A 19,633-nucleotide genomic window follows, 5' to 3' on the forward strand; every position below is an offset into this window, starting at 1 on the left:
CCAGGGAAAGAGGTGCTGTCATGCGGGCTGGCCTCCTTCACCAGCCCACATCTTGAATCAGATTTCAGCCTCGGCGGGAATCCCCCTTCGATTCCGGCCGACCGGAAAATGCTCTAGCGGCGCGGCGCCGGCGATCCGAATACCCCATCGTCGGGCTGGGATTCCCGGGGCCGGCGCGCTATATCGGGCGCACCTCCCCCGCTGTCCAGCCCCCGACGGAGCGCGCGATGCTCGACGCCCCCGACCTTTTCCGCCATGCCGACGCGCCGCCGCCGGCGCGCGCCGGGCGCCGGCCGGCGCCGTTCCTGCCGACCACGCGGGCGGAGATGGACCGGCTGGGCTGGGACGCCTGCGACGTCGTGATCGTGACGGGCGACGCCTACGTCGACCACCCCAGCTTCGGCATGGCGGTGATCGGCCGCCTGCTCGAATCCCAGGGGCTGCGCGTCGGCATCGTCGCCCAGCCCGACTGGCAGGGGCCGGAGCCGTTCGCCGCGCTGGGACGGCCGACCCTGTTCTTCGGGGTCACCGGCGGCAACATGGACAGCATGGTCAACCGCTACACCTCGGACCGGCGGCTGCGCCACAACGACAGCTACACCCCGAACGACGAGGGCGGAAAGCGGCCGGACCGCGCGGTGATCGTCTACTCCCAGCGCTGCCGGGAGGCCTTCAAGGACGTGCCGATCGTGCTCGGCGGCATCGAGGCCAGCCTGCGCCGCATCGCCCAGTACGACTACTGGTCGGACAAGGTGCGCCGCTCCGTGCTGCTCGACGCCAAGGCGGACATCCTGCTCTACGGCAACGCCGAACGGGCGATCGTCGAGATCGCGCGGCGCGCCGCCGCCGGCGAGGCGTTGCGGGCGATCACCGACCTGCGCGGCACCGCCGTGGTGCGCGACGCCGTGCCCGGGGACTGGACGGTGGTCGACGCCAGCGACGTCGACGAATCCGCCCCGACCGGCCGCGCCCGCGAGCGCACGGCGGTGCGCCTGCCGTCCTACGAGACGGTGAAGGACGACCCCGTCGCCTACGCCCACGCCTCCCGCATCCTCCACGAGGAGAGCAACCCCGGCAACGCGCGCGCCCTGGTGCAGCGCCACGGCGACAAGGAGCTGTGGGTCAACCCGCCGCCGATCCCGCTGGCCACCGGGGAGCTCGACGGCGTCTACGAGCTGCCCTACGCCCGCGCGCCGCACCCCTCCTACAACGGGGCGCGCATCCCGGCGTGGGAGATGATCCGCTTCTCCGTCAACATCATGCGCGGCTGCTTCGGCGGCTGCTCCTTCTGCTCGATCACCGAACACGAGGGGCGCATCATCCAGAGCCGCTCGGAAGGCTCGATCCTGCGCGAGATCGGTGAGATCCGCGACAAGACCCAGGGCTTCACCGGCGTCATCTCCGACCTCGGCGGGCCGACCGCCAACATGTGGCGGCTGGCCTGCAAGGACCCGGCGACGGAGGCGGTGTGCCGCCGCCCGTCCTGCGTCTTTCCCGACATCTGCAAGAACCTGGACACCGACCACGGCCCGCTGGTCCAGCTCTACCGCAAGGCCCGCGCGGTGACCGGGGTGAAGAAGATCGCCATCGCGTCGGGCCTGCGCTACGACCTGGCGGTGCGCAACCCCGAATACGTGAAGGAGCTGGTCACCCACCACGTCGGCGGCTACCTCAAGATCGCCCCGGAGCACACCGAGCCCGGCCCCCTGTCGAAGATGATGAAGCCGGGCATCGGCGCCTACGACCAATTCAAGGCCATGTTCGACCGCGCCGCCAAGGAGGCGGGCAAGAAGCTCTACCTCATCCCCTACTTCATCGCCGCCCACCCCGGGACCAGCGACGAGGACATGATGAACCTGGCCCTCTGGCTGAAGCGCAACGGCTTCAAGGCCGACCAGGTGCAGACCTTCCTGCCCTCGCCGATGGCGCTGGCCACCGCCATGTACCACAGCGGGCGCAACCCCTTGCGCCCGGTGCGCCGGACCGGCGGCGAGTCCGTCTCCTCGGCCAAGGGGCTGCGGCAGCGCCGCCTGCACAAGGCCTTCCTGCGCTACCACGACCCGGAGAACTGGCCGGTGCTGCGCGAGGCGCTGAAGGCGATGGGGCGCGCCGACCTGATCGGACCGGCCGAGCACCACCTGGTCCCGGCCACCCAGTCGGCGGCCGGCCAGTCGGCCGCCGCCCGGGGTGGCCCCGGGCGGGGCAAGCCGTTCCTCACCCAGCAGGCCGGGGCGGGGCGCCGCCGCACCGGCCGGCGCTGAGCCCCGGACCGCCAGGCCCCGGAACGAACGAAGCCCCCCGGCGGGATCGCCGGGGGGCTTCGGTGGTGCGGTCCCGGTTCGGGCGCGCCGTCAGGCGACGGACAGCACGTCGAGGTAGCTGTTCGCCGGGTGCGACAGGCGGATGCGGTAGAGCACGCCCATCTGGTCGATGGTGACGTCGGCGGTGGGCTCGCGCGTCACCATGTCCGTCACCGCCGAGCGGACGGTGCGGGGAAGGCTGTCGAGATCGACCTCGCGGTAGATCCCTTTGTCGGAGAGCTTGACGGTCCTGCTGGCCATCGTGTGGCGCCTTTTGGGGAATGCGGTTGCGGCTGGGTGGCGCAACCTGCTCCCGGGGAGTTAAGGCGCGGTTAAGCGGCGGGCGATGGCGGAGGATGGCAGCGTTGCAGCCGGCGGCCGTGGCGCCGGAGTGACAGATCGCTGGGGGAACGGGCGGCGGGCCAGGCCGACGGTGCGCATCGCGGTCGATGCATCCACGCGGCTCTGGCCCGCGCCGAGGATGCCTTCCGGGTCAGTGATGCCCCAGGCGCGTGATCTGCTCCTTGACGTGCAGCTTCTCCATCTTCATGCGCTGCACTTCGACACTGTTGAAGGCGACGTGCGACTCCTCCCGCTGGATCTTCTCGTCAAGTTCGGCATGACGCTGGCGCAGGGCGGCAATGTGCGATTCCATGCTCATGACGCGCATCCTTCTGACGTTTGCAGGGGAGGCCGAAGCGGCTGGCCTCCAGGCCCGATCATAGGCCGTTTCGCCTGGATTGGCGACGGATTCCGGGCATCCGTTCGGGGTACTGCGACCACGTGACGGGCCGCCGTCTTGGCAGTATGGTGCGCCGCACTCCAGCATCGAAGGCCTCCCGTGAACGCGCTCGCTCCTTTGTCCGGCATCGCCGCCGTGGTGGCGCCGGTGTTCGTGGCCGCCGCCGTCGGCTTCTTCTGGCTGCGCCGCAACCTGCCCTACGACAGCGCCTTCGTGACGGCGTTCGTGGTCAACGTGGCGACGCCTTGCCTGGTGTTCGCGACGCTGACCCGGGTGCAGTTCCCCGGCGCCGAGCTGTCCACGGTGGCGGTGGCGGCGCTGTCCGGGCTGATCGCGACGGCGGCGGCCGGCGCCGTGGTGCTGCGGCTGTCCGGCCTGGCGCTGCGCCCCTACCTGCCGGCGCTGATGTTCCCCAACGGCGGCAATATGGGGATCCCCGTCTGCCTGTTCGCCTTCGGCGAGGTGGGCATGGGCTATGCCATCGTCTATTTCACGGTGCTGTCGACGGCGCAGTTCGTGATCGGGCCGGCCATCGCCGCCGGGCGCGGCGACCCGCGCCAGGTGCTGCGCATCCCCCTGCTCTACGTCGTCGCCGCGGCGCTGGCGGTGCGCTGGCTGGCGGTGCCGGTGCCGCCCTGGGTGGGCAACGCCGCCGCCCTGCTGGGCGACGCGGCGGTGCCGTTGATGCTGATGTCGCTGGGGGTGGCGCTGGCCCGGCTGCGCGGCGGCGGCAGCCGGCGCGCGCTGGCGCTGTCGGCGCTGCGCATCGCGCTGGGCGCCGCCGTGGGCCTCGCCGTGGCGACCGCGATGGGGCTGGAGGGGGTCATGCGCGGCGTCGTCATCCTGGAGAGCGCGATGCCGGTGGCCGTGTTCAACTACCTGTGGGCCCAGAAATACGGCAACGCGCCGGAGGAGGTCGCCGGCATGGTGGTCGGCTCCACCGCGCTGTCCTTCGCCACCCTGCCGCTGCTGCTGGCGATCCTCATGTGACGGCCGGCGGGGCGCCGTCCGGGGGGCTGGTGGCCAGGGGGCTGTTGGCCGGCCCGCTGAGCACCGTTCCGTCGGTGGCGAAGCGCGAGCCGTGGCAGGGGCAGTCCCAGGTGGTTTCCCCGGGATTCCAGCGGACGATGCATTTGAGGTGCGGGCACACCGCCGAGAGGCGGTGCAGCGCCCCGGCGGGGTCGCGGTAGACCGCCACCGCCGCCGCGCCGCGGCGCAGCACGGCGCCGCTGCCGGGGGCGATCGCCGCCTCGTCCGGGGCGTCGCCGGGGGCGAGGTGGCGCAACGCCTGGCGGCCGACGTCGAGGTTCTCCTTGAGGAACGCGCCCGGCGCACCGGCCATCGTGCGGCCCGGGTCGTAGAGCGCCGCCCAGGGGTGGTCGCAGCCGTGGATCAGCTCGCACAGCAGCAGGCCGGCCACGGTGCCGTGGGTCATCCCCATGCCGCTGTCGCCGCTGACCACATACACCCGGCCGCGCCAGGCCGGGTCGCGGCCGATGAAGGCGAGGCCGTCGAACGGCTCCATCACCTGGCCCGACCAGCGCCGCGCGACCGCCCCGGCGGCGGGGACATGGACCCGCATCCACGCCTCCAGCGCGGCCCAGCGGCTCTCCATGTCCTGCGCCTGGCCGGTCTTGTGGTCCTCGCCGCCGACGATCAGCAGGTCGTCCCCCCCGTCTGCCGCGCCGGGCTGGAGGCGGACGTAGTGGTAGGGGTCCAGGGTGTCCCAGTAGAGGGCGTCGGGCACCGCGCCGCGCGGCAGCCGCGCGGCGATGGCGTAGGTGCGGTGGGCCGCCTGCTTGGTGTGCAGGGTGAAGCGGTCGGTGACCGGCGTGTTGGTGGCGACGACCACCGCGTCGGTGTTCACGCCGCCGCCGGCGGCCAGGCGGACCGTCACGCCGTCGGCCGCCTCGTCGAGGCTGGCGACGTGCACCCCGGTCGCCAGCCGGCCGCCGCGGCGGCGGAACGCGGCGAGCAGGCCGTCCAGGTACCTCAGGGGATGGACCCGGGCCTGGCCGGGGACCCGCAGGCAGGGGCCGGGGTGGGCGAGCGGGGGCGGCGGGCGGTCGTGCCACTCGATCCCCGGGATGCCGGCCCGCCGGGCGGCGTCGCCTTCCGCCTCCAGGGCGGCGGCGTCGCCGCCCGGCGCCAGCATGAGGTGGCCGTCGACGCGGGCGAAGTCGCAGGCGATGCCCTCCTCGCGGGCGATCCGCTCGATGGCGTCGATGGCGGCGCCGTGGCTTTCCGCCGCCATCCGTGCCCCGGCCGCCCCGTGAATGCGCTCCAGCGCCATGAAACCGTCGTCGATGACGTTGGACAGGTGGGCGGTGGTGCGTTCGGTCTCGCCGCCGCCCGGCCGTCCGTCGTCCAGCAGCAGCACCCCCTTGCCCGAGCGCTGCAGGAGGTAGGCGACGGTCGCCCCGGCGATGCCGGCGCCCACCACCACCACGTCGGGCCGCGGCCCCGGCGGCGCCCCCGCCGTGCCCGGCGGATCGCCGGGGCCGGCGTCCATCCACGGCGACGTGGTCGATCCGGAACCCTGCATGGCCTGTCCTCCCCCGGTGCTGTTGCGTGTTCCTGCAACATCGGGGCTGGCGCGGGCGTTCCGGACGCGCCGCCGGCGGCGCGGACAAAAAACGGCCGCCCCGGCGACGGGGCGGCCCGCACAGGACGGTCGTGGACGGTGAGGTCAGCCGGCGGGCTTGGCGGTGCCGGGCATCGGGGTCCGCGGCAGTTCCGCCGTGTCGGTGCTGGTCTGCGGCACCTGGACCGATTGTTTCGACCATTCGCAGGCCAGCGCCGGCCCGGCGGCGAACGCCGACACGGCGAACGCGATGGCAATCATCTTGCGCATGGGTGTCTCCAGCCAGATCAAAGGGTGCGTCCAGCGTGCCCGTGGCGACCCGATGCGTCAATGGGGCGTCGGGCGTATGCCCTGCGGGCGGGGGCGCCGGGCGGTCACGATGCCGTGAGGATCTCCGCCAGCAGGGCGGCGTCGATGTTGCCGCCGGAGACCACGGCGACCACGGTCCTGCCCCGCATCGCCACCGCCCCGGTCAGCACGGCGGCCAGCGCGACGGCGCCGCCGGGTTCCACGACCAGCTTCAGGTGGCGGACGGCGTAGGCGACGGCGGCCCGCACCGCGGCGTCGTCGACGCTGACCGCGCCGGCCAGCAGGCGCCGGTTGATGGGGAAGGTGAGGGCGCCGGGGGTGGGGGTGACGATGGCGTCGCACAGTGTGGTGCCGCCCGGCGGGTTGCTCTCGCGCCGGCCGCTGGCCAGCGAGCGCACGGTGTCGTCGAAGCCGGCGGGTTCCACCGCGTAGATGGCGGCGCCGGGCGCCCGGGCCTTGATGGCGGTGGCGGTGCCGGCGGTCAGCCCGCCGCCGCCGCAGCACACCAGCACCACGTCGGGCGCCAGCCCCAGCGCCGCCAGGTCCTCGACGATCTCCAGCCCGACGGTGCCCTGGCCGGCGATGACGGCGGGGTCGTCGTAGGGCGGCACCAGGGTGGCCCCGGTGCGGGCGACGATGGCGGCGGCGATCGCCGCCCGGTCCTCGCCGTGGCGGTCGTACAGCACGATCTCGGCGCCCTGCGCCTTGGTCAGGGCGATCTTGATGGCCGGCGCGTCGGCCGGCATGATCACGGTGGCCGGCATGGCGAAATGCCGCGCCGCCGCCGCCACCGCCTGCCCGTGGTTGCCCGAGGAGAAGGCGACGACGCCCCGCGCCCGGTCCTGGGGCGCGATCTGGGCCAGCCGGTTGAAGGCGCCGCGGAACTTGAAGGAGCCGGTGCGCTGCAGTGGCTCGGCCTTCAGGAACACCCGCGCCCCGGTGCGGGCGTCGAGGTCCGGCGAGGCCAGCAGCGGCGTGCGCACCGCGTGCCCGGCCAGCCGTTCCGCCGCCGCGGCGATGTCGTCCGGGGTGACGGCGGGGGCCGCGTCGTCGGCGGTGCCGGGGGACAGGGTCTGCTCCATCGCCGCGTCGTCTCCTGGCTGCGCCGCCGGCCGGAGGCGGCCGGGGCCGGGCGAGGATAGCCGGTGGGGAGGTGGAACGAAAAGGGGCGGACCGTGGCCCGCCCCGCATTTCGTGCTCCCCGAAGGGAACATGTTAACGGCTGGAACCCCGATCCCCATCGAATTTCCAACCAGCGCCATCCTAACCCACCACGGGGGTGACGGGTCAAGGCCTGTGATACGCTGATCGCGCGAGCCCGGGCCGGGACATTCCCCGTTTCGGAAACCGACCGCGTCATCCTGGGGAGCAACGCCGTGCAGCCATACCGTCTGTCCATCGACCTCGGCACCAATTCGCTGAGCTGGTGCCTGCTCAACCTCGACCGCGCGGGCAAGCCGCGGGAGATCCGGGCGCTCGGTTCCCGGCTGTTCTCCGACGGGCGCGACCCCCAGGACAAGTCCTCGCTGGCGGTGGCGCGGCGGCTGGCGCGGCAGATGCGGCGGCGGCGCGACCGCTATCTGGTGCGCCGCCGCCTGATGGAGGCGCTGGTGCGCTTCGGCCTGATGCCGCCGGAGGGCGCGGCCCGCAAGCGGCTGGAGGTGGAGGTCGATCCCTACGCGGCGCGCGAACGCGGTGTGCGCGAGCGGCTGGAGCCCTACGCGTTCGGCCGCGCGCTGTTCCATCTCAACCAGCGCCGCGGCTACCGGCCGGTGCGCACGGCCACCCGGGCCGACGAGGAGGCGGGCAAGGTCAAGGCGGCGGTGGAGCGCCTCGACGCCGCGCTGCAGGCTTGGCGGTTGTCGAACACCATGGACGTCGAGTTCTGCCTGGAGGGGTGGAGGAGGCGCTGGCGCGGCACGGGCGGCCGGAGATCTTCAACACCGATCAGGGCAGCCAGTTCACCAGCCCGCGCTTAACCGGCCTCTTGACCGCGGCCGGCATTCGGGTGTCGATGGACGGGCGCGGCCGCTGGATGGACAACGTCTTCATCGAGCGGCTGTGGCGCTCGCTGAAGTACGAATGCGTCTACCTCCATGCCTTCGAGTTGGGCAGCGAGGCGCGGGCCGGGATCGGCCGGTGGATCGACTACTACAACGCTGACCGGCCGCATTCGGCGCTCGGCGGCAGAACCCCGGCCGAGGTCCACCAGGGCATCCCGGCCGGGATCGGATTGGCCGCATGACACGGACCTGAGCCAAGCTTATCCCAGCCGCAAAACTGTCCGGGGAATGGGGACCACCTCAGTCGGCAGCGTCGGCGACAACTACGACAACGCCCTGGCGGAAACCATCAACGGCCTCTACAAGGCCGAGGTGATCCATCGGCGCGGACCATGGCGGTCCTTCGAGGCCGTCGAGTACGCCACATTGGAATGGGGCGACTGGTTCAACCACCGGCGGATCCTGGGACCCATCGGCAACATTCCGCCTGCCGAAGCCGAGGCACGCTTCCAAACCATGACGGACACTCCGGCATTGGCCGCCTGACTCAAGCCAAACTGCCTCCGACAATCCCGGCGCGGTTCAGCGGGGGGGTCAAGCGTCACCGAGTTTAACCCCTTGAAACGTCTGAATCCCCGCTTTCGCGGGGGTGACCATGATGGGCGATTGTCGGCATGAACAGGAGTTTCCAAACAGCCTCTAAGGCTTGCGGTCAGTGCGCTGGAAAGGACTCGCTAAAGCCGCCGTGCAAATTGAAAGGGTTGCGTGCCCCCGCAACCATTCAATAAGCCCGCTTGGCACAACGCCGAGCGGGCTTTTGTTGTTCAGCCCGTGGGCGCGGCGCCGGGGGCTGTGAGCCCCCGGGGGCTCACAGCCCGGCGATCATCATGTACTTGGTTTCAAGGAACTCCTCGAGACCGTGGCGGGAGCCCTCGCGGCCGATGCCGGACTGCTTGACGCCGCCGAACGGCACCGTCTCGCTGGAGATCAGCCCGGTGTTGACGCCGACCATGCCGCATTCCAGCGCCTCGCCGACCCGAAAAACCCGCCCGACGTCGCGAGTGAAGAGATAGGCGGCCAGCCCGAACGGGGTGTCGTTCGCCAGCCGTACCGCGTCGGCCTCCGTCTCGAAGCGGAACACCGGGGCGACCGGGCCGAAGGTCTCCTCCCGACCGACGCGCATCGCCGTGGTCACTCCGGCCAACACCGTCGGCTCGAAGAAGGTGCCCCCCCGCCTGTAGCGCTTGCCGCCGGTGACCACCTGGGCGCCCAGCGCCACGGCGTTGGCGATGTGGGCCTCCACCTTTATGACCGCCGCCTCGTTGATCAACGGCCCCAGTGCCACGCCGTCCTCCGTCCCGGCGCCGATGGTCAGCCGCGCGGCGGCGGCGGCGAGCCGCTCCACGAAGGCGTCGTGAAGACCAGCCTGGACATAAATCCGGTTGGCGCACACACAGGTCTGGCCGGCGTTGCGGAACTTGGCCGCCATGGCGCCGTCGATCGCCGCGTCGAGATCCGCGTCGTCGAACACCAGGACCGGAGCGTTGCCGCCCAACTCCAGGGCCACCCGCTTGACGCCCTCGGCGGCCTGCCGCATCAGCAGCTTTCCGACCGCGGTGGAGCCAGTGAACGTAACCACCCGGACCGCCGGATGGCCGGTCAGCACGGCGCCGATCGCCGCCGCGTCGCCGGTGATCACATTGAAGACGCCAGCGGGCACGCCGGCCTCCTCGGCCAGTGCCGCCAACGCCAGCGCGGTGAGCGGGGTTTCCGGGGCGGGCTTGACCACCATGGCGCAGCCGACGGCCAGCGCCGGCGCCGCCTTGCGGGTGATCATCGCGGCGGGGAAATTCCACGGCGTGATCGCCGACACCACCCCGGCCGGCTGGCGCAGAACCAGCACGCGGCCGTCGGGGCGGAAGGAGGGGATGGTCTCGCCATAGACGCGCCTCGCCTCCTCGGCGAAGAACTCCAGGAAGGACGCCGCGTAGTCGATCTCGCCACGCGCCTCGGCCAGAGGCTTGCCCTGCTCGGCGGTGAGGATGCGGGCGAGGTCCTCACGGTGTTCGATCATCAAACCATGCCATTGCCGCAGCACGGTGGCGCGCGCGGCCGCGGTCAGGGCGGCCCACGCGGGGAAGGCGTCACGCGCGGCCACCACCGCGCGGGTGGCGTCGTCGGCGCCCAATCGCGGCACATGGGCGATGACGGCGCCCGTCGCCGGGTCGGTGACGGCGTCGGTGGCCTCGCCGGTCCAGGCTCCAGCGATGAGGCATTGATCCCGCCATAGCCGCGGGTTGGACACTCCGGGGATGGTTGGCATGCGCTTCGATCCGCGAGAAAGCCGCGCCCCGGACGGGGCGCGGCGGTGGTGGGGGAAAAGCTGGAAGGAACGGTCAGACGGGGCGATCGCCCTTCTGAACCTTGAGCGTGCGGTAATCGACGCCGGGCAGCATGCGGGCCGGGTCGCGGGTGACGACGACATCGATGACGGTGGGCGAGGCGGTGTTCTCCAGCCCCTCGTCGATCGCCGCCCCCAGCAATTCCGGATCGGCGACCCGGATGCCGTGGCAGCCCATCGCCCGGGCGATGCCGGCGTAGTCCAGTTCCACGAGATCCGACGACTGGTACGACCCGGAACCGAACACCGCGTGCTGCAACGCCTTCACGTAGCCGGACGCCGCGTTGTTGAACACCACGGTGACGAAGTTGGCGCCAAGCCGGCGGGCGGTCTCCATCTCGCCCATCGTCATGTTGAAGCCGCCGTCGCCGGTCAGCGACACCACCCGGCGTGATCCGGCGCCGAGCTGCGCCCCGATGCCGCCCGGCACGCCGTAGCCGATCGACGCGAAGCCGCGGTCGGCGACGAAGTGACGGCCCGCCTTGCGGGTGTCGAAGAACAGCGCGCCCCAGTGCGCGGCGAAGCCGCCGTCCGCCACCAACACGGCGTCGTCGGGCATCCGGCGGTTGAGCTCGCCCATCACCCGGCCGATGTTGATCGGGCTCTCAGCCGCGCCCAACCGGTCCCGCGCGCCGTCAAGCCACGCCGCCATGCGGACCGGCACCTCGGTGATGAGATCGGCGCGCCGGGTCCGCCGGGCCGAGCCGCCGCCCAGCTCGGCGATCAGATCCTCAAGCGCCAGCCGGGCGTCGCCGACCAGGGCGACGTCGGTGCGGGTGGTGCGGCCGATCTCGTCGGGCACGATGTCGATGTGGATCACCGGCACGCCGGCCGGCATTAGCGAGAAGCGCCGGGTGGCGATCTCGCCCAGTTTGCAGCCGACCACCAGCAGGCAGTCCGCCTTTTCGATCAGGTCGTTGGCGATGCGCGAGTAGCGGCCGAACACGCCGGCCGACAGCGGGTGGTTGCAGGGTATGCAGCCCTTGCCCGACATGGTGTGGGCGACCGGGATGCCCTCCGCCTCGGCGAGTGCCAGCAGCGCGTCGTAGGCCTGGGAGACGTGGACACCACCGCCGGCCAGGATCATCGGCCGGGACGCGCGGGCCAGCAGGGCGGCGGCCTGCGCGAGGCTGGCCGGGTCCGGACGGCATCGCCGGGCCTGCGCGGCCAGCGTGCCGGGATCGGCCCAGAACTCCGACGGGTCGAAATCATGCTCGCCATGGGCGATGTCTTCCGGCACGTCGATCAACACCGGCCCAGGCCGGCCGGAGGTGGCGACGGCGAAGGCGCGGCGCACCGCCTCCGGCACGCGCTTGACCAGTTCGACCCGGATCGCCTCCTTGACCACCGGGCGCAGCACGTCGAGCTGACGGGCTTCCTGGGTCATGTTCTTCCAGGAGTGCTCGCGGTTGGTGTCGCCGGTGATGGCGATCATCGGAATGCCGGCGTTGAGCGATTCCGCCAGCGCGGTGGCGAGGTTGGTCGCCCCCGGCCCGAGCGTGGCGTCGACCACCCCGGGGCGGTTGGTGACGCGGGCGTAGGCGTCCGCCGCGAACGCGCCACAGCGCTCGTCATTGATCAGCGCGTGCCGCAGCCCCAGCGTCCGGCACGCCTCGTAGAACGGCAGCAGCTGGAAGCCGCCCATGCCGAACAGCGGCCCGACCTCGTGCAGGGCCAGCATCTCGCCCAGGGCCTGACCGCCGGTCATCGCGCGGTTCGTCATCTTGGCGGGGGGTGTCATCGTCTCGCTCATCGCGGATCTTTCAAAGGAGGGAATGGAAAGGGGATGGCAGCGGATCGCGGTCGAAATCCGGGGTACGCGGGCGACCACGACCAGTTCGATAAAAAGGGCGAGCGTGTGAGCCTGGGTTGGTTCTGGTGCCCGGTTGGGTCTTGTGGCGTGAGGCGGCGGTCAGACGGCGATCGCGCCGGCGGTCAGCCCGCCGCAGACGAACAGTGTCTGTCCGGTGATGAACGAGGCCTCGTCCGCCAGGAAAAACGCCACGGCATGGGCGATGTCCTCGGGCTTTCCCAGTCGGCGGAGCGGAACGCCGTCCACAATCGCTTTCGTCCGCGCGCTGCCCGCTGGGTTGGCGGTGTGGAACAGCGAGGTCTCGATCGGGCCTGGGCCGACGGCGTTGACCGTGATGCCCGATGCGGCCAACTCCAGCGCCCAGCCGCGGGTCAGCCCGATGACGCCGGCCTTGGCGGCCGCGTAGGCGGTGCGCAGCTCCTTGCCAAGCGCGGCGCGGCTGGTGATGTTGACGATGCGGCCGCGCCCCGCCGCCTTCATGCCGGGCAGCGCCGCCTGCGCGCACAGAATGGTGGCTCGCAGGTTGACCGCGATGACGCGTTCGAGATCCTCGACGGTGGTATCCTCAAGGGTTGCGGGCAACGCGATGCCGGCGTTGTTGACCAGCCAGAGGATCGGTTGTCGCGCCACGACGGCGTCGAGCGCCCGGCGCGTGGCGGTGAGGTCGGTCAGGTCGGCCTCGACGAAGCGGGCGTCCTGGGGCTCCTCCGGCGGGATGCGGTCCAGGTTGGCGACCGGGATGCCGCGAGCGGTCAGCAGCGCGACGATGGCGGCGCCGATCCCGCGGCTGCCGCCGGTGACGAGCGCGGCCGGTGGTGAGGATGGATCAGGGGACATCGCGAAACGTCCTTTGGAAGATGACGAGGAGAGTCAGGCCGAGGCGACCGACAACAGGCGTCGGGGAAACCGGCGCGGGGTCAGCGCCCGCTCGCCAGGAACGCCCGATGGGGGAAAGGCCGACGGGAGCGCGAGGCTGGACACGAGGCCAGCTCACGCGATCCGGGGTCAGCGGGCCGATCTGGTCGTTCGCGCCACAGCGCTTTTGCTCGATCATCGTCATCCTCCCCAAGCGTCCACCGGCTGGTGTTTTGCGCTTGAAAGTTCCGTTTATCGGAACTATATTCCTTTGAATGGAACGATAGGGCGGAGTGATGGGTGTGTCAACCATCTCGGCCCGGAAATCTCGGGGCGTGACAGAAATGAACGACGAAGCATCGTCCAGCGCGGTCGACGGCGGTCTCCACCAGAGCGTCGCGCGCACGGATCTCATTCTCGGCGCGCTCGCCGGGCAGCCGGAGCACGGGCTTCGGCTGATGGATGTCTGCCGCGCCACGGGCTTGGGAAAAACGACCGCTCACAGGCTCCTGACCGGCCTAGTGGCGCATCGCCTAGCCGACCATGACGAGCGGTCGGGTCGCTATTTCGTGGGCTTCAAGATCTTCGCCTGGGCGAGCGGCGCTGGTAACCGCTTCGGCGTGTCGCGCATCGTCGCCCCCGGTCTGGGGCGGCTCGCCGACCGGTTCGGCGACGTGGTCTATCTGTTGGTCCGCCACCTCGACGAGGCCATCTGCGTCGATCGCATGGAAGGCACCTTTCCGATCAGGACGCTGACCATGAAGGTGGGGGATCGCCGTCCGCTGGGCGTTGGCGCGGGCGCGCTGGCCATGCTGTCCCGGCTTCCCGACGCCGAGGTCGAGCGCGTCATCGAGACGGGCGGCCCCGCACGCGCGCCCTTTCGGCTGAGCGACGCGGATCTGCGAACCCTGGTGGATGAGACGCGCGCCCGCGGCTACTCCCTGGTGGACGGGCGGATGGTTCCCGGCATCACCACGGTGAGCGTCCCGCTGTTGCTGAGCGACGGCTCGCCCATCGCCACGATCAGCCTGTCGACCATCCGGGAGCGCCTCCAGCCGCCGCGTCGCGAGGAGGTCGCCGCGACGATCCGCGATGAAATCGACGCCATCACCGACGAGTTCCGTCTGTTCCTCACGTCCAACAACGCCCGCGCCCTGGCGCGCTCCGCGGTGGCGTGAGCGCGCGCTAAGGCCACCGGACGGCTCCGCTGCCGATGGCCTTCTCAGTTCATCACCGGGACTGTTGACAGCACGAAGCGTGCATGCAATGGTCCGTTATTCGGAACATAGTTCCGATAAACGGACCTAGAAAATCGGGAGGATATGATGCTGAACTGGGCGTTCTGTCGCCGGACAGTCGCGTTCGCCACCGTCGCTCTGGCCACCGTCGCTCTGGCCGCCGCGTTCGGCGCTGACCGGGCCGATGCTGGACAAGCCGCATGGCCCACCCGGGCGGTATCGATCATAGTCCCGTATGCGGCCGGCGGCTCGACCGACATCGTGGCGCGCAAGATCGCCGATGAACTGGGCCGTCGTGTCGGAGAGCGCGTTGTGGTCATCAACTACGACGGCGCGGGCGGGACCGTGGGGACCGCCCAGGCGGCCCACGCCGAGCCGGATGGCCACACCCTGTTCATCGGGCAGATCTCGTCGCACGGCATCGCACCGGCGCTTTACCGTAAGCTCGCCTACGACCCGGCCACCGACTTCGCGCCGATCGTACGGATCTATTCCGTGCCCAACGTTCTGGTGGTGCCGACGAGCCTCGGGGTCGACGACTACACGGGGCTGGTGACGCTCGCCGGGACGAGACGGCTGCGCTTCGCCTCCTCCGGCGTCGGCAGCTCGATCCACCTTTCCGGCGAGCTGTTCAAGGCCATGACCGGGCTGCCGCTGGTGCACGTTCCCTACCGCGGCAGCGGCGAGGCGATTCCGGGGCTGCTGGGAGGGTTCGTCGACCTGATGTTCGACAACGCGCCCTCCGCCTTGCCGCAGATCCGGGCCGGTGCCTTGAAGGCGCTGGCGGTCACGACCGCAAAGCGGTCCGCGGAACTCCCCGACATCCCGACGTTGCAAGAAGTCGGCGGACCGGCGCTGAAGGACTTCGCGGTGCAGGCGTGGTTCGGCCTGTTCGCGCCCAAGGGAACCGACCCGGCCATCATCGACACCATCAACGCCCACGTGAACGAGGTTCTGGCGACGCCGGAGTTTCAAAGCTACGCGCGGAGCCAGGCCGCCGAGATCGACGGCGGGACGCCAGTGGATTTGAAGGCCTGGGCCGACTCCGAGCTGGTGAAATGGAAGAACGTGGTGGAGGTCGCCGGTATTGCCCGGAAGTGACGGACCCTCGCGGTCCATCATTTCCTCGCTTGAAACGATCTCAGAACCGAACCCACAGGCGGTTTCATGACGACCCCCCACTTCGGGCGCGACGTGTCGATCTATTCGACACTCGTCGTGGCCGCGATCGCCTTCATCCTGGTGCTGTCGCCGATGGCGATCGACGAGCCGGAGATGGTGGAGCACGCGGCCCTCTCGCCCCGCTTTCTTCCAAACGTGCTCGCCGCGTTGATCGGCGTGCTGTCCCTCGTCGGCCTGGTTCGCGCCGTGATGGCGCGCGTGCCAGCGCCGGGTTCCCGTGATCCGGCCGACCAGGACGGCGGACTGGCGGAACGCCGCCCTCCCACCGCCGGGCATTGGCGGATGGCGGGTGCTTTCGCGCTGCTTTGCCTCGCCTATCCTCTCTCCGTGGTGCTCGGCATGGGGCTGGCGGCCGCCGTGGTGACGGCCGGCTTGCTTGCCGTAGGCGGGGAGCGCCATCCCGGCACCTATCTGGTGGTGGCGGTGGTCGTTCCCTCGTTCATTTTCCTGTTCTTCGACCAGCTTCTGAACGTGCCCGTCCCCGCGGGTCTGCTGACACGGTGGCTTCCATGATCGACAGTCTGCTCGCGGGTCTCGCTCTCTTTCTCGATCTCCAGAATTTGATATGCATCGTCGTCGGCGTGATGATCGGTGTCGTGATCGGCGCGATCCCCGGTCTTTCGGCGGTGATGGGCGTCACGTTGGCCCTGCCGTTCACTTTCCACATGTCGCCGATCGCGGCGATCCTGCTCTTGGTCGGGATTTACAAGGGCGGAGTCATGGGCGGGTCGATCTCGGCCATCCTCATCCGCACGCCCGGCACGCCGGCCGCCGCCTGCACGACGATCGACGGCTACCAGATGACGCTCCGCGGCGAGGCGGGGAAGGCGCTGATGGCGGCGCTGTACTCGTCCTGCGCCGCTGACATGATCTCCAACATCGCGCTGATACTGTTCGTCGTTCCTCTCGCGTCCCTTGCCCTCAGCTTCGGCCCGCCCGAATACCTCTGGCTGATCGCGTTCTCGCTGACGATCGTCGTCGCGATCTCCTCGGGATCCTTGGTGAGGGGCCTGATCTCTGGGCTTTTGGGCATGATGGTGGCGTCGATCGGCGCCGATCTCGTCTATGGCACGGATCGTCTGACCTTCGGCTCGTTCAACCTGATGGGTGGCGTGAGCTTTGTGCCGATGCTCGTCGGCCTGTTCGCGATCCCGGAAATCATCCGCTACTATGGGGCGCTGGCGAAGCCGCCCGAGGTGAAGGGGGCCGACGCGTCCCGGATGACGCGCGACGACCTGCGGCGCTGCGCTCCGACGATCGTCCGTGGCAGCCTGATCGGCGTGATCATCGGCGCCATTCCAGGCGCTGGCCCGACAGCGGCGGCGTTCCTGTCCTATGGGATCGCCCGGCGGCTATCGCCGCGTGGCCGGTATTTCGGCAGCGGCGAGGTGGAGGGCGTCTGCGCGCCCGAGGCGGGAAACAACGGGGTGGCGGGGTCGAGCCTGATTCCCCTCCTGGCGTTGGGCATCCCCGGCGACGTCGTGACCGCCGTCATCCTTGGCGCGTTCATGATCCACAATCTCACGCCCGGTCCCTTGCTGTTCCAGGAACACCTGGGCACGGTCTACGCCATCTTCCTCGGCATCATCACCAGTTCGATCGCGCTGTTCTTCGCCGGACGCGCCGTCATGATGTCGTTCGCTGGAATCGCCCGCGTTCGCGGTCAGATCCTGATGCCGATTATCTTCATGTTCTGCCTGTTTGGCAGCTTCGCGGTGAGCAACAACTTTTTTGACGTCGGTGTCATGCTTGTCTTTGGCGGCATCGGCTTCGCTATGCAAAAACTTAGCTTTGATGTGACGCCGTTTCTGCTTGGTTTTATCCTCGCGCCGAAATTCGAGGATAATCTGAGGCGGTCCGTTCTGATCGGGGAGGACGGCGGTGTGTTTTTCAACAGCGCCATCTCCTGGTTTTTCATCAGCCTTTTCATCGCGTCGCTGGTTTGGGGAATGTGGAGGGCCTGGAGCGACGCCCGTGGCGCGCACGTCGGCCCGCTGACCGCCACGACCAGCGAGGCAACCCCCACCGGGCCGTGAATCCCGCTCTGGTACCAAATATTTAGAGACGGATTCAGCGATCATGTCGGTTCGACATGATCGCATCCGGCTTTAGAGCGTTCTTCTGTCACACGGAATTCCTCGCGATTTCGGCAGACAGGAAAACGCTCTAGACTAGGCTCCCACCATGTCCAGGAACTCGCGAGGGGATACGACGAGGGCCCGACCGTATGACGGGGCGTTGAAGTGCGCGGTGTTGCCCGTCACGATGGCGTCGGCGCGCGAGATTATCGCCACGATCACATACACCGCATCATCCTCGTCGGCTATGTCCGGACGCGGGACCGAATGATCGAATCGGACGAGGGGCGCCTGCGCAGCCACGTTCTCGATGAGTGCGTGCATGCGGCTTTGGACGGGAGGAGGAAACTTCGGGCGGTCGGCAACCTCCCGGTACTCGTCGAGAATTCCTCGCTCAAGGCAAGCTCGTGGTTTCCGATGGCCTCGGCGACCGCCAAGCGGCACACCCCGTCCGTCAACGCGGCTGACACCAGGACGTTGCAGTCGATGACGATGCGCAGGGGCGGGAGTTATTTCTCAGCCTGCCGGCGAGCCCCGCGACGGCTTCGTCCGCGATCTCCGCCGCCTGCTCCTCCGTCAAATCCCGGAACTCCGGGGGAAGCGGGTGCTTCTCGAGAATCGCGGAAAGGCGCTTGTTCTCAGCGTCCCTCGCTTCGTTCGCATCTGCGTGCGCGACCGACACCCGGACTCGCCTGCCAGGCCGGAAGCCCGCCCGGATAACGGCATCACGGATGTTCTCGACGTTGGTGTCGATCGTCACTGACACGGTCTCGGGCTGGTTCATGGTGCGGTCATCATGCAAAAGGAACCGGCCCTATCATAGGCGCGGAGGAGAAAAACGCCAAGTCGGGTCCCCCGTCAGCCATCATCCCCTGCACCGTCAGGGATCATCGACACCGACCTGCCTTGGCGATCCGGCCAGCGCCGGAATCACGTCAGGTGCGGCCGCCGCAGGTACTCCTCGCTCTGCATTTCCATCAGGCGGCTGACGGTGCGTTCGAACTCGAAGGCGTGGGTGCCCTCGGGGTAGAGGCGCTGGGGTGGGGCGTCGGCGGCGACGATCACCGTCACCTTGTGCTCGTAGAGCGCGTCGATCAGGGTCATGAAGCGCTTGGCCTCGTTGCGCCGCTCGTCGCGCATGGCCGGCACGTCGTCGATCAACACGGTGTGGAAATGGGTGGCGATGGCCAGGAAATCGGCGGCGCCGAAGGGCTTGCCGCAGAGGTCCCAGAAATCCACCCAGGCCACGCCGTTGGCGGCGCACGCGATGTCGACCCGGCGGCCCTGCACCAGAAGATGGGCCGGGCTGGTCGGGGCGCCCCCGGTCAGGGCGGCGAACGCCGCCTTCATGGCCGCGTCGGACGCCGGGCCCAGCGGGCAGTGGTAGACCGGCGTCCCGCTCAGCCGGTCGAGGCGGTAGTCGGTGGCCCCCTCCAGGGCCAGCACGTCGAGCCTGGCCTTCAGCAGGGCGATGAAGGGCAGGAACAGCTCGCGCTGCAGCCCGTCCTTGTAGAGCTCGTCGGGCGGCCAGTTGGAGGTCGCCACCACCACCACCCCGGCCTCGAACAGGTGGGTGAACAGGCGGCCCAGGATCATCGCGTCGGCGATGTCGGTGACGTGGAACTCGTCGAAGCACAGGAGCCACGCCTCCTCCGCCATGCGCCGGGCCAGCTCGGGCAGGGCGTCGTCGGGGCCGGTGGTGGCGCGGCCCCTGGCGGTGCGGTGCTCGTGGATGCGCCGGTGGGTCTCCAGCATGAACTCGTGGAAGTGGACGCGGCGCTTGCGCTCCACCGGGGCGGTTTCGAAGAACAGGTCCATCAGCATGGACTTGCCACGGCCGACCCCGCCGTAGAGGTAGAGGCCCTGGGGCGGCTCCGCCGGCTCGGCGCGCCGGGCCAGTCCGAAGCGCTCGCGCCAGCCGGTCTTGCCGGTGTGCGGCTGGTAGGCGCGCAGCGCCTGGTGCAGGCTCTGCAGCTTCTCCGCCGCCAGCGCCTGGGCGGGGTCGGGGCGCAGGGTGCCGGTGCCGCGGCGGGCGCGGTAGAGGGCGAGCGGTCCTTCGGGCATGGGCGGCGGCGCGGCTCCGGCGGCGGGGTCGGCGGTGAGCGGACCCCCTACCTAGCCGATGCGC

17 protein-coding genes and 2 pseudogenes are annotated in these 19,633 nt (G+C 70.0%); 8 read left to right on the forward strand and 11 right to left on the reverse strand.

What is annotated here, in order from left to right; all coding sequences use genetic code 11:
* Positions 1–227: 227 nt before the first annotated feature.
* Complete coding sequence (locus AC6H2I_RS28745; protein WP_497504219.1) at positions 228–2,261, forward strand: YgiQ family radical SAM protein; 2,034 nt, start codon at positions 228–230, stop codon at positions 2,259–2,261.
* Positions 2,262–2,351: 90 nt separating this feature from the next.
* On the opposite strand, the gene AC6H2I_RS28750 is transcribed toward AC6H2I_RS28745, so the two are convergent.
* Both AC6H2I_RS28750 and AC6H2I_RS28755 read right to left on the reverse strand, forming a co-directional pair.
* Positions 2,352–2,561, reverse strand: coding sequence for a hypothetical protein (locus AC6H2I_RS28750; protein WP_497504220.1), 210 nt, complete (start codon positions 2,559–2,561; stop codon positions 2,352–2,354).
* Positions 2,562–2,793: 232 nt separating this feature from the next.
* Positions 2,794–2,961: a YdcH family protein gene (locus AC6H2I_RS28755; RefSeq protein ID WP_497504221.1), complete on the reverse strand. Its 168-nt coding sequence runs from the start codon at positions 2,959–2,961 to the stop codon at positions 2,794–2,796.
* Between the two features lie 180 nt (positions 2,962–3,141).
* Between AC6H2I_RS28755 and AC6H2I_RS28760 the strand changes: the two genes are divergently transcribed.
* Positions 3,142–4,032 carry an AEC family transporter gene (locus AC6H2I_RS28760; RefSeq protein ID WP_497504223.1) on the forward strand — a complete coding sequence of 297 codons (891 nt, stop codon included), beginning with the start codon at positions 3,142–3,144 and terminating at the stop codon, positions 4,030–4,032.
* On the opposite strand, the gene AC6H2I_RS28765 is transcribed toward AC6H2I_RS28760, so the two are convergent.
* The 3 genes from AC6H2I_RS28765 to AC6H2I_RS28775 all read right to left on the reverse strand — a co-directional run bounded on the left by AC6H2I_RS28765 (position 4,025) and on the right by AC6H2I_RS28775 (position 7,017).
* The gene (locus tag AC6H2I_RS28765; RefSeq protein WP_497504224.1) at positions 4,025–5,587 is read right to left on the reverse strand and encodes an FAD-dependent oxidoreductase; all 1,563 of its coding nucleotides are present in this window, start codon (positions 5,585–5,587) and stop codon (positions 4,025–4,027) included. The two genes, AC6H2I_RS28760 and AC6H2I_RS28765, sit on opposite strands and share 8 nt — an antisense overlap.
* Before the next feature lie 144 nt (positions 5,588–5,731).
* Entirely contained in the window at positions 5,732–5,896 is a 165-nt protein-coding gene (locus AC6H2I_RS28770) for a hypothetical protein (protein ID WP_497504225.1), read from the reverse strand.
* A gap of 104 nt (positions 5,897–6,000) precedes the next feature.
* Positions 6,001–7,017 (reverse strand): threonine ammonia-lyase, encoded by a 1,017-nt coding sequence (locus tag AC6H2I_RS28775; protein ID WP_497504226.1) that lies wholly within the window; start codon positions 7,015–7,017, stop codon positions 6,001–6,003.
* A gap of 768 nt (positions 7,018–7,785) precedes the next feature.
* Here AC6H2I_RS28775 and AC6H2I_RS28780 point away from each other — a divergent pair.
* A pseudogene (locus AC6H2I_RS28780) lies at positions 7,786–8,180 on the forward strand (transposase); the annotation flags it as partial.
* A 58-nt stretch (positions 8,181–8,238) separates the two neighbouring features.
* Positions 8,239–8,484: pseudogene (locus tag AC6H2I_RS28785) on the forward strand (integrase core domain-containing protein); the annotation flags it as partial.
* 322 nt (positions 8,485–8,806) lie between these two features.
* On the opposite strand, the gene AC6H2I_RS28790 reads toward AC6H2I_RS28785, so the two are convergent.
* The 3 genes from AC6H2I_RS28790 to AC6H2I_RS28800 all read right to left on the reverse strand — a co-directional run bounded on the left by AC6H2I_RS28790 (position 8,807) and on the right by AC6H2I_RS28800 (position 12,989).
* Complete coding sequence (locus AC6H2I_RS28790; RefSeq protein WP_497504227.1) at positions 8,807–10,261, reverse strand: NAD-dependent succinate-semialdehyde dehydrogenase; 1,455 nt, start codon at positions 10,259–10,261, stop codon at positions 8,807–8,809.
* A gap of 73 nt (positions 10,262–10,334) precedes the next feature.
* Complete coding sequence (locus AC6H2I_RS28795) at positions 10,335–12,092, reverse strand: thiamine pyrophosphate-binding protein (RefSeq protein ID WP_497504228.1); 1,758 nt, start codon at positions 12,090–12,092, stop codon at positions 10,335–10,337.
* Between the two features lie 159 nt (positions 12,093–12,251).
* On the reverse strand, positions 12,252–12,989 hold the full coding sequence (locus tag AC6H2I_RS28800) for an SDR family NAD(P)-dependent oxidoreductase (RefSeq protein WP_497504229.1): 738 nt from the start codon (positions 12,987–12,989) through the stop codon (positions 12,252–12,254).
* A gap of 362 nt (positions 12,990–13,351) precedes the next feature.
* On the opposite strand from AC6H2I_RS28800, the gene AC6H2I_RS28805 reads away from it, so the two are divergent.
* The 4 genes from AC6H2I_RS28805 to AC6H2I_RS28820 all read left to right on the forward strand — a co-directional run bounded on the left by AC6H2I_RS28805 (position 13,352) and on the right by AC6H2I_RS28820 (position 17,463).
* Positions 13,352–14,185 carry an IclR family transcriptional regulator gene (locus AC6H2I_RS28805; RefSeq protein ID WP_497504230.1) on the forward strand — a complete coding sequence of 278 codons (834 nt, stop codon included), beginning with the start codon at positions 13,352–13,354 and terminating at the stop codon, positions 14,183–14,185.
* A 147-nt stretch (positions 14,186–14,332) separates the two neighbouring features.
* The gene (locus AC6H2I_RS28810; RefSeq protein WP_497504231.1) at positions 14,333–15,346 is read left to right on the forward strand and encodes a Bug family tripartite tricarboxylate transporter substrate binding protein; all 1,014 of its coding nucleotides are present in this window, start codon (positions 14,333–14,335) and stop codon (positions 15,344–15,346) included.
* A 66-nt stretch (positions 15,347–15,412) separates the two neighbouring features.
* Positions 15,413–15,940 (forward strand): tripartite tricarboxylate transporter TctB family protein, encoded by a 528-nt coding sequence (locus AC6H2I_RS28815; RefSeq protein WP_497504232.1) that lies wholly within the window; start codon positions 15,413–15,415, stop codon positions 15,938–15,940.
* Complete coding sequence (locus AC6H2I_RS28820) at positions 15,937–17,463, forward strand: tripartite tricarboxylate transporter permease (RefSeq protein WP_497504233.1); 1,527 nt, start codon at positions 15,937–15,939, stop codon at positions 17,461–17,463. Before AC6H2I_RS28815 ends, AC6H2I_RS28820 begins: the two co-directional genes overlap by 4 nt.
* Positions 17,464–17,598: 135 nt before the next feature.
* On the opposite strand, the gene AC6H2I_RS28825 is transcribed toward AC6H2I_RS28820, so the two are convergent.
* From AC6H2I_RS28825 to zapE, 3 genes are all read right to left on the reverse strand, one after another.
* Entirely contained in the window at positions 17,599–17,949 is a 351-nt protein-coding gene (locus tag AC6H2I_RS28825) for a PIN domain-containing protein (RefSeq protein WP_497504234.1), read from the reverse strand.
* 10 nt (positions 17,950–17,959) lie between these two features.
* Positions 17,960–18,289 carry a hypothetical protein gene (locus tag AC6H2I_RS28830; protein ID WP_497504235.1) on the reverse strand — a complete coding sequence of 110 codons (330 nt, stop codon included), beginning with the start codon at positions 18,287–18,289 and terminating at the stop codon, positions 17,960–17,962.
* Between the two features lie 146 nt (positions 18,290–18,435).
* Positions 18,436–19,569 carry a cell division protein ZapE gene (zapE, locus tag AC6H2I_RS28835; RefSeq protein ID WP_497504236.1) on the reverse strand — a complete coding sequence of 378 codons (1,134 nt, stop codon included), beginning with the start codon at positions 19,567–19,569 and terminating at the stop codon, positions 18,436–18,438.
* Positions 19,570–19,633: the final 64 nt, after the last annotated feature.

This window comes from Azospirillum sp. NS33 (genome assembly GCF_059703765.1).

Coding starts and splice junctions, on each gene's coding strand:
- AC6H2I_RS28765 (WP_497504224.1), bottom strand. CDS start 5,587: ATGCAGGGTTCCGGATCGACCACGTCGCCGTGGATGGACGCCGGCCCC.
- AC6H2I_RS28745 (WP_497504219.1), top strand. CDS start 228: ATGCTCGACGCCCCCGACCTTTTCCGCCATGCCGACGCGCCGCCGCCG.
- AC6H2I_RS28805 (WP_497504230.1), top strand. CDS start 13,352: ATGAACGACGAAGCATCGTCCAGCGCGGTCGACGGCGGTCTCCACCAG.
- AC6H2I_RS28810 (WP_497504231.1), top strand. CDS start 14,333: ATGCTGAACTGGGCGTTCTGTCGCCGGACAGTCGCGTTCGCCACCGTC.
- AC6H2I_RS28775 (WP_497504226.1), bottom strand. CDS start 7,017: ATGGAGCAGACCCTGTCCCCCGGCACCGCCGACGACGCGGCCCCCGCC.
- AC6H2I_RS28755 (WP_497504221.1), bottom strand. CDS start 2,961: ATGAGCATGGAATCGCACATTGCCGCCCTGCGCCAGCGTCATGCCGAA.
- AC6H2I_RS28815 (WP_497504232.1), top strand. CDS start 15,413: ATGACGACCCCCCACTTCGGGCGCGACGTGTCGATCTATTCGACACTC.
- AC6H2I_RS28830 (WP_497504235.1), bottom strand. CDS start 18,289: ATGAACCAGCCCGAGACCGTGTCAGTGACGATCGACACCAACGTCGAG.
- zapE (WP_497504236.1), bottom strand. CDS start 19,569: ATGCCCGAAGGACCGCTCGCCCTCTACCGCGCCCGCCGCGGCACCGGC.
- AC6H2I_RS28800 (WP_497504229.1), bottom strand. CDS start 12,989: ATGTCCCCTGATCCATCCTCACCACCGGCCGCGCTCGTCACCGGCGGC.
- AC6H2I_RS28820 (WP_497504233.1), top strand. CDS start 15,937: ATGATCGACAGTCTGCTCGCGGGTCTCGCTCTCTTTCTCGATCTCCAG.
- AC6H2I_RS28770 (WP_497504225.1), bottom strand. CDS start 5,896: ATGCGCAAGATGATTGCCATCGCGTTCGCCGTGTCGGCGTTCGCCGCC.
- AC6H2I_RS28795 (WP_497504228.1), bottom strand. CDS start 12,092: ATGAGCGAGACGATGACACCCCCCGCCAAGATGACGAACCGCGCGATG.
- AC6H2I_RS28750 (WP_497504220.1), bottom strand. CDS start 2,561: ATGGCCAGCAGGACCGTCAAGCTCTCCGACAAAGGGATCTACCGCGAG.
- AC6H2I_RS28790 (WP_497504227.1), bottom strand. CDS start 10,261: ATGCCAACCATCCCCGGAGTGTCCAACCCGCGGCTATGGCGGGATCAA.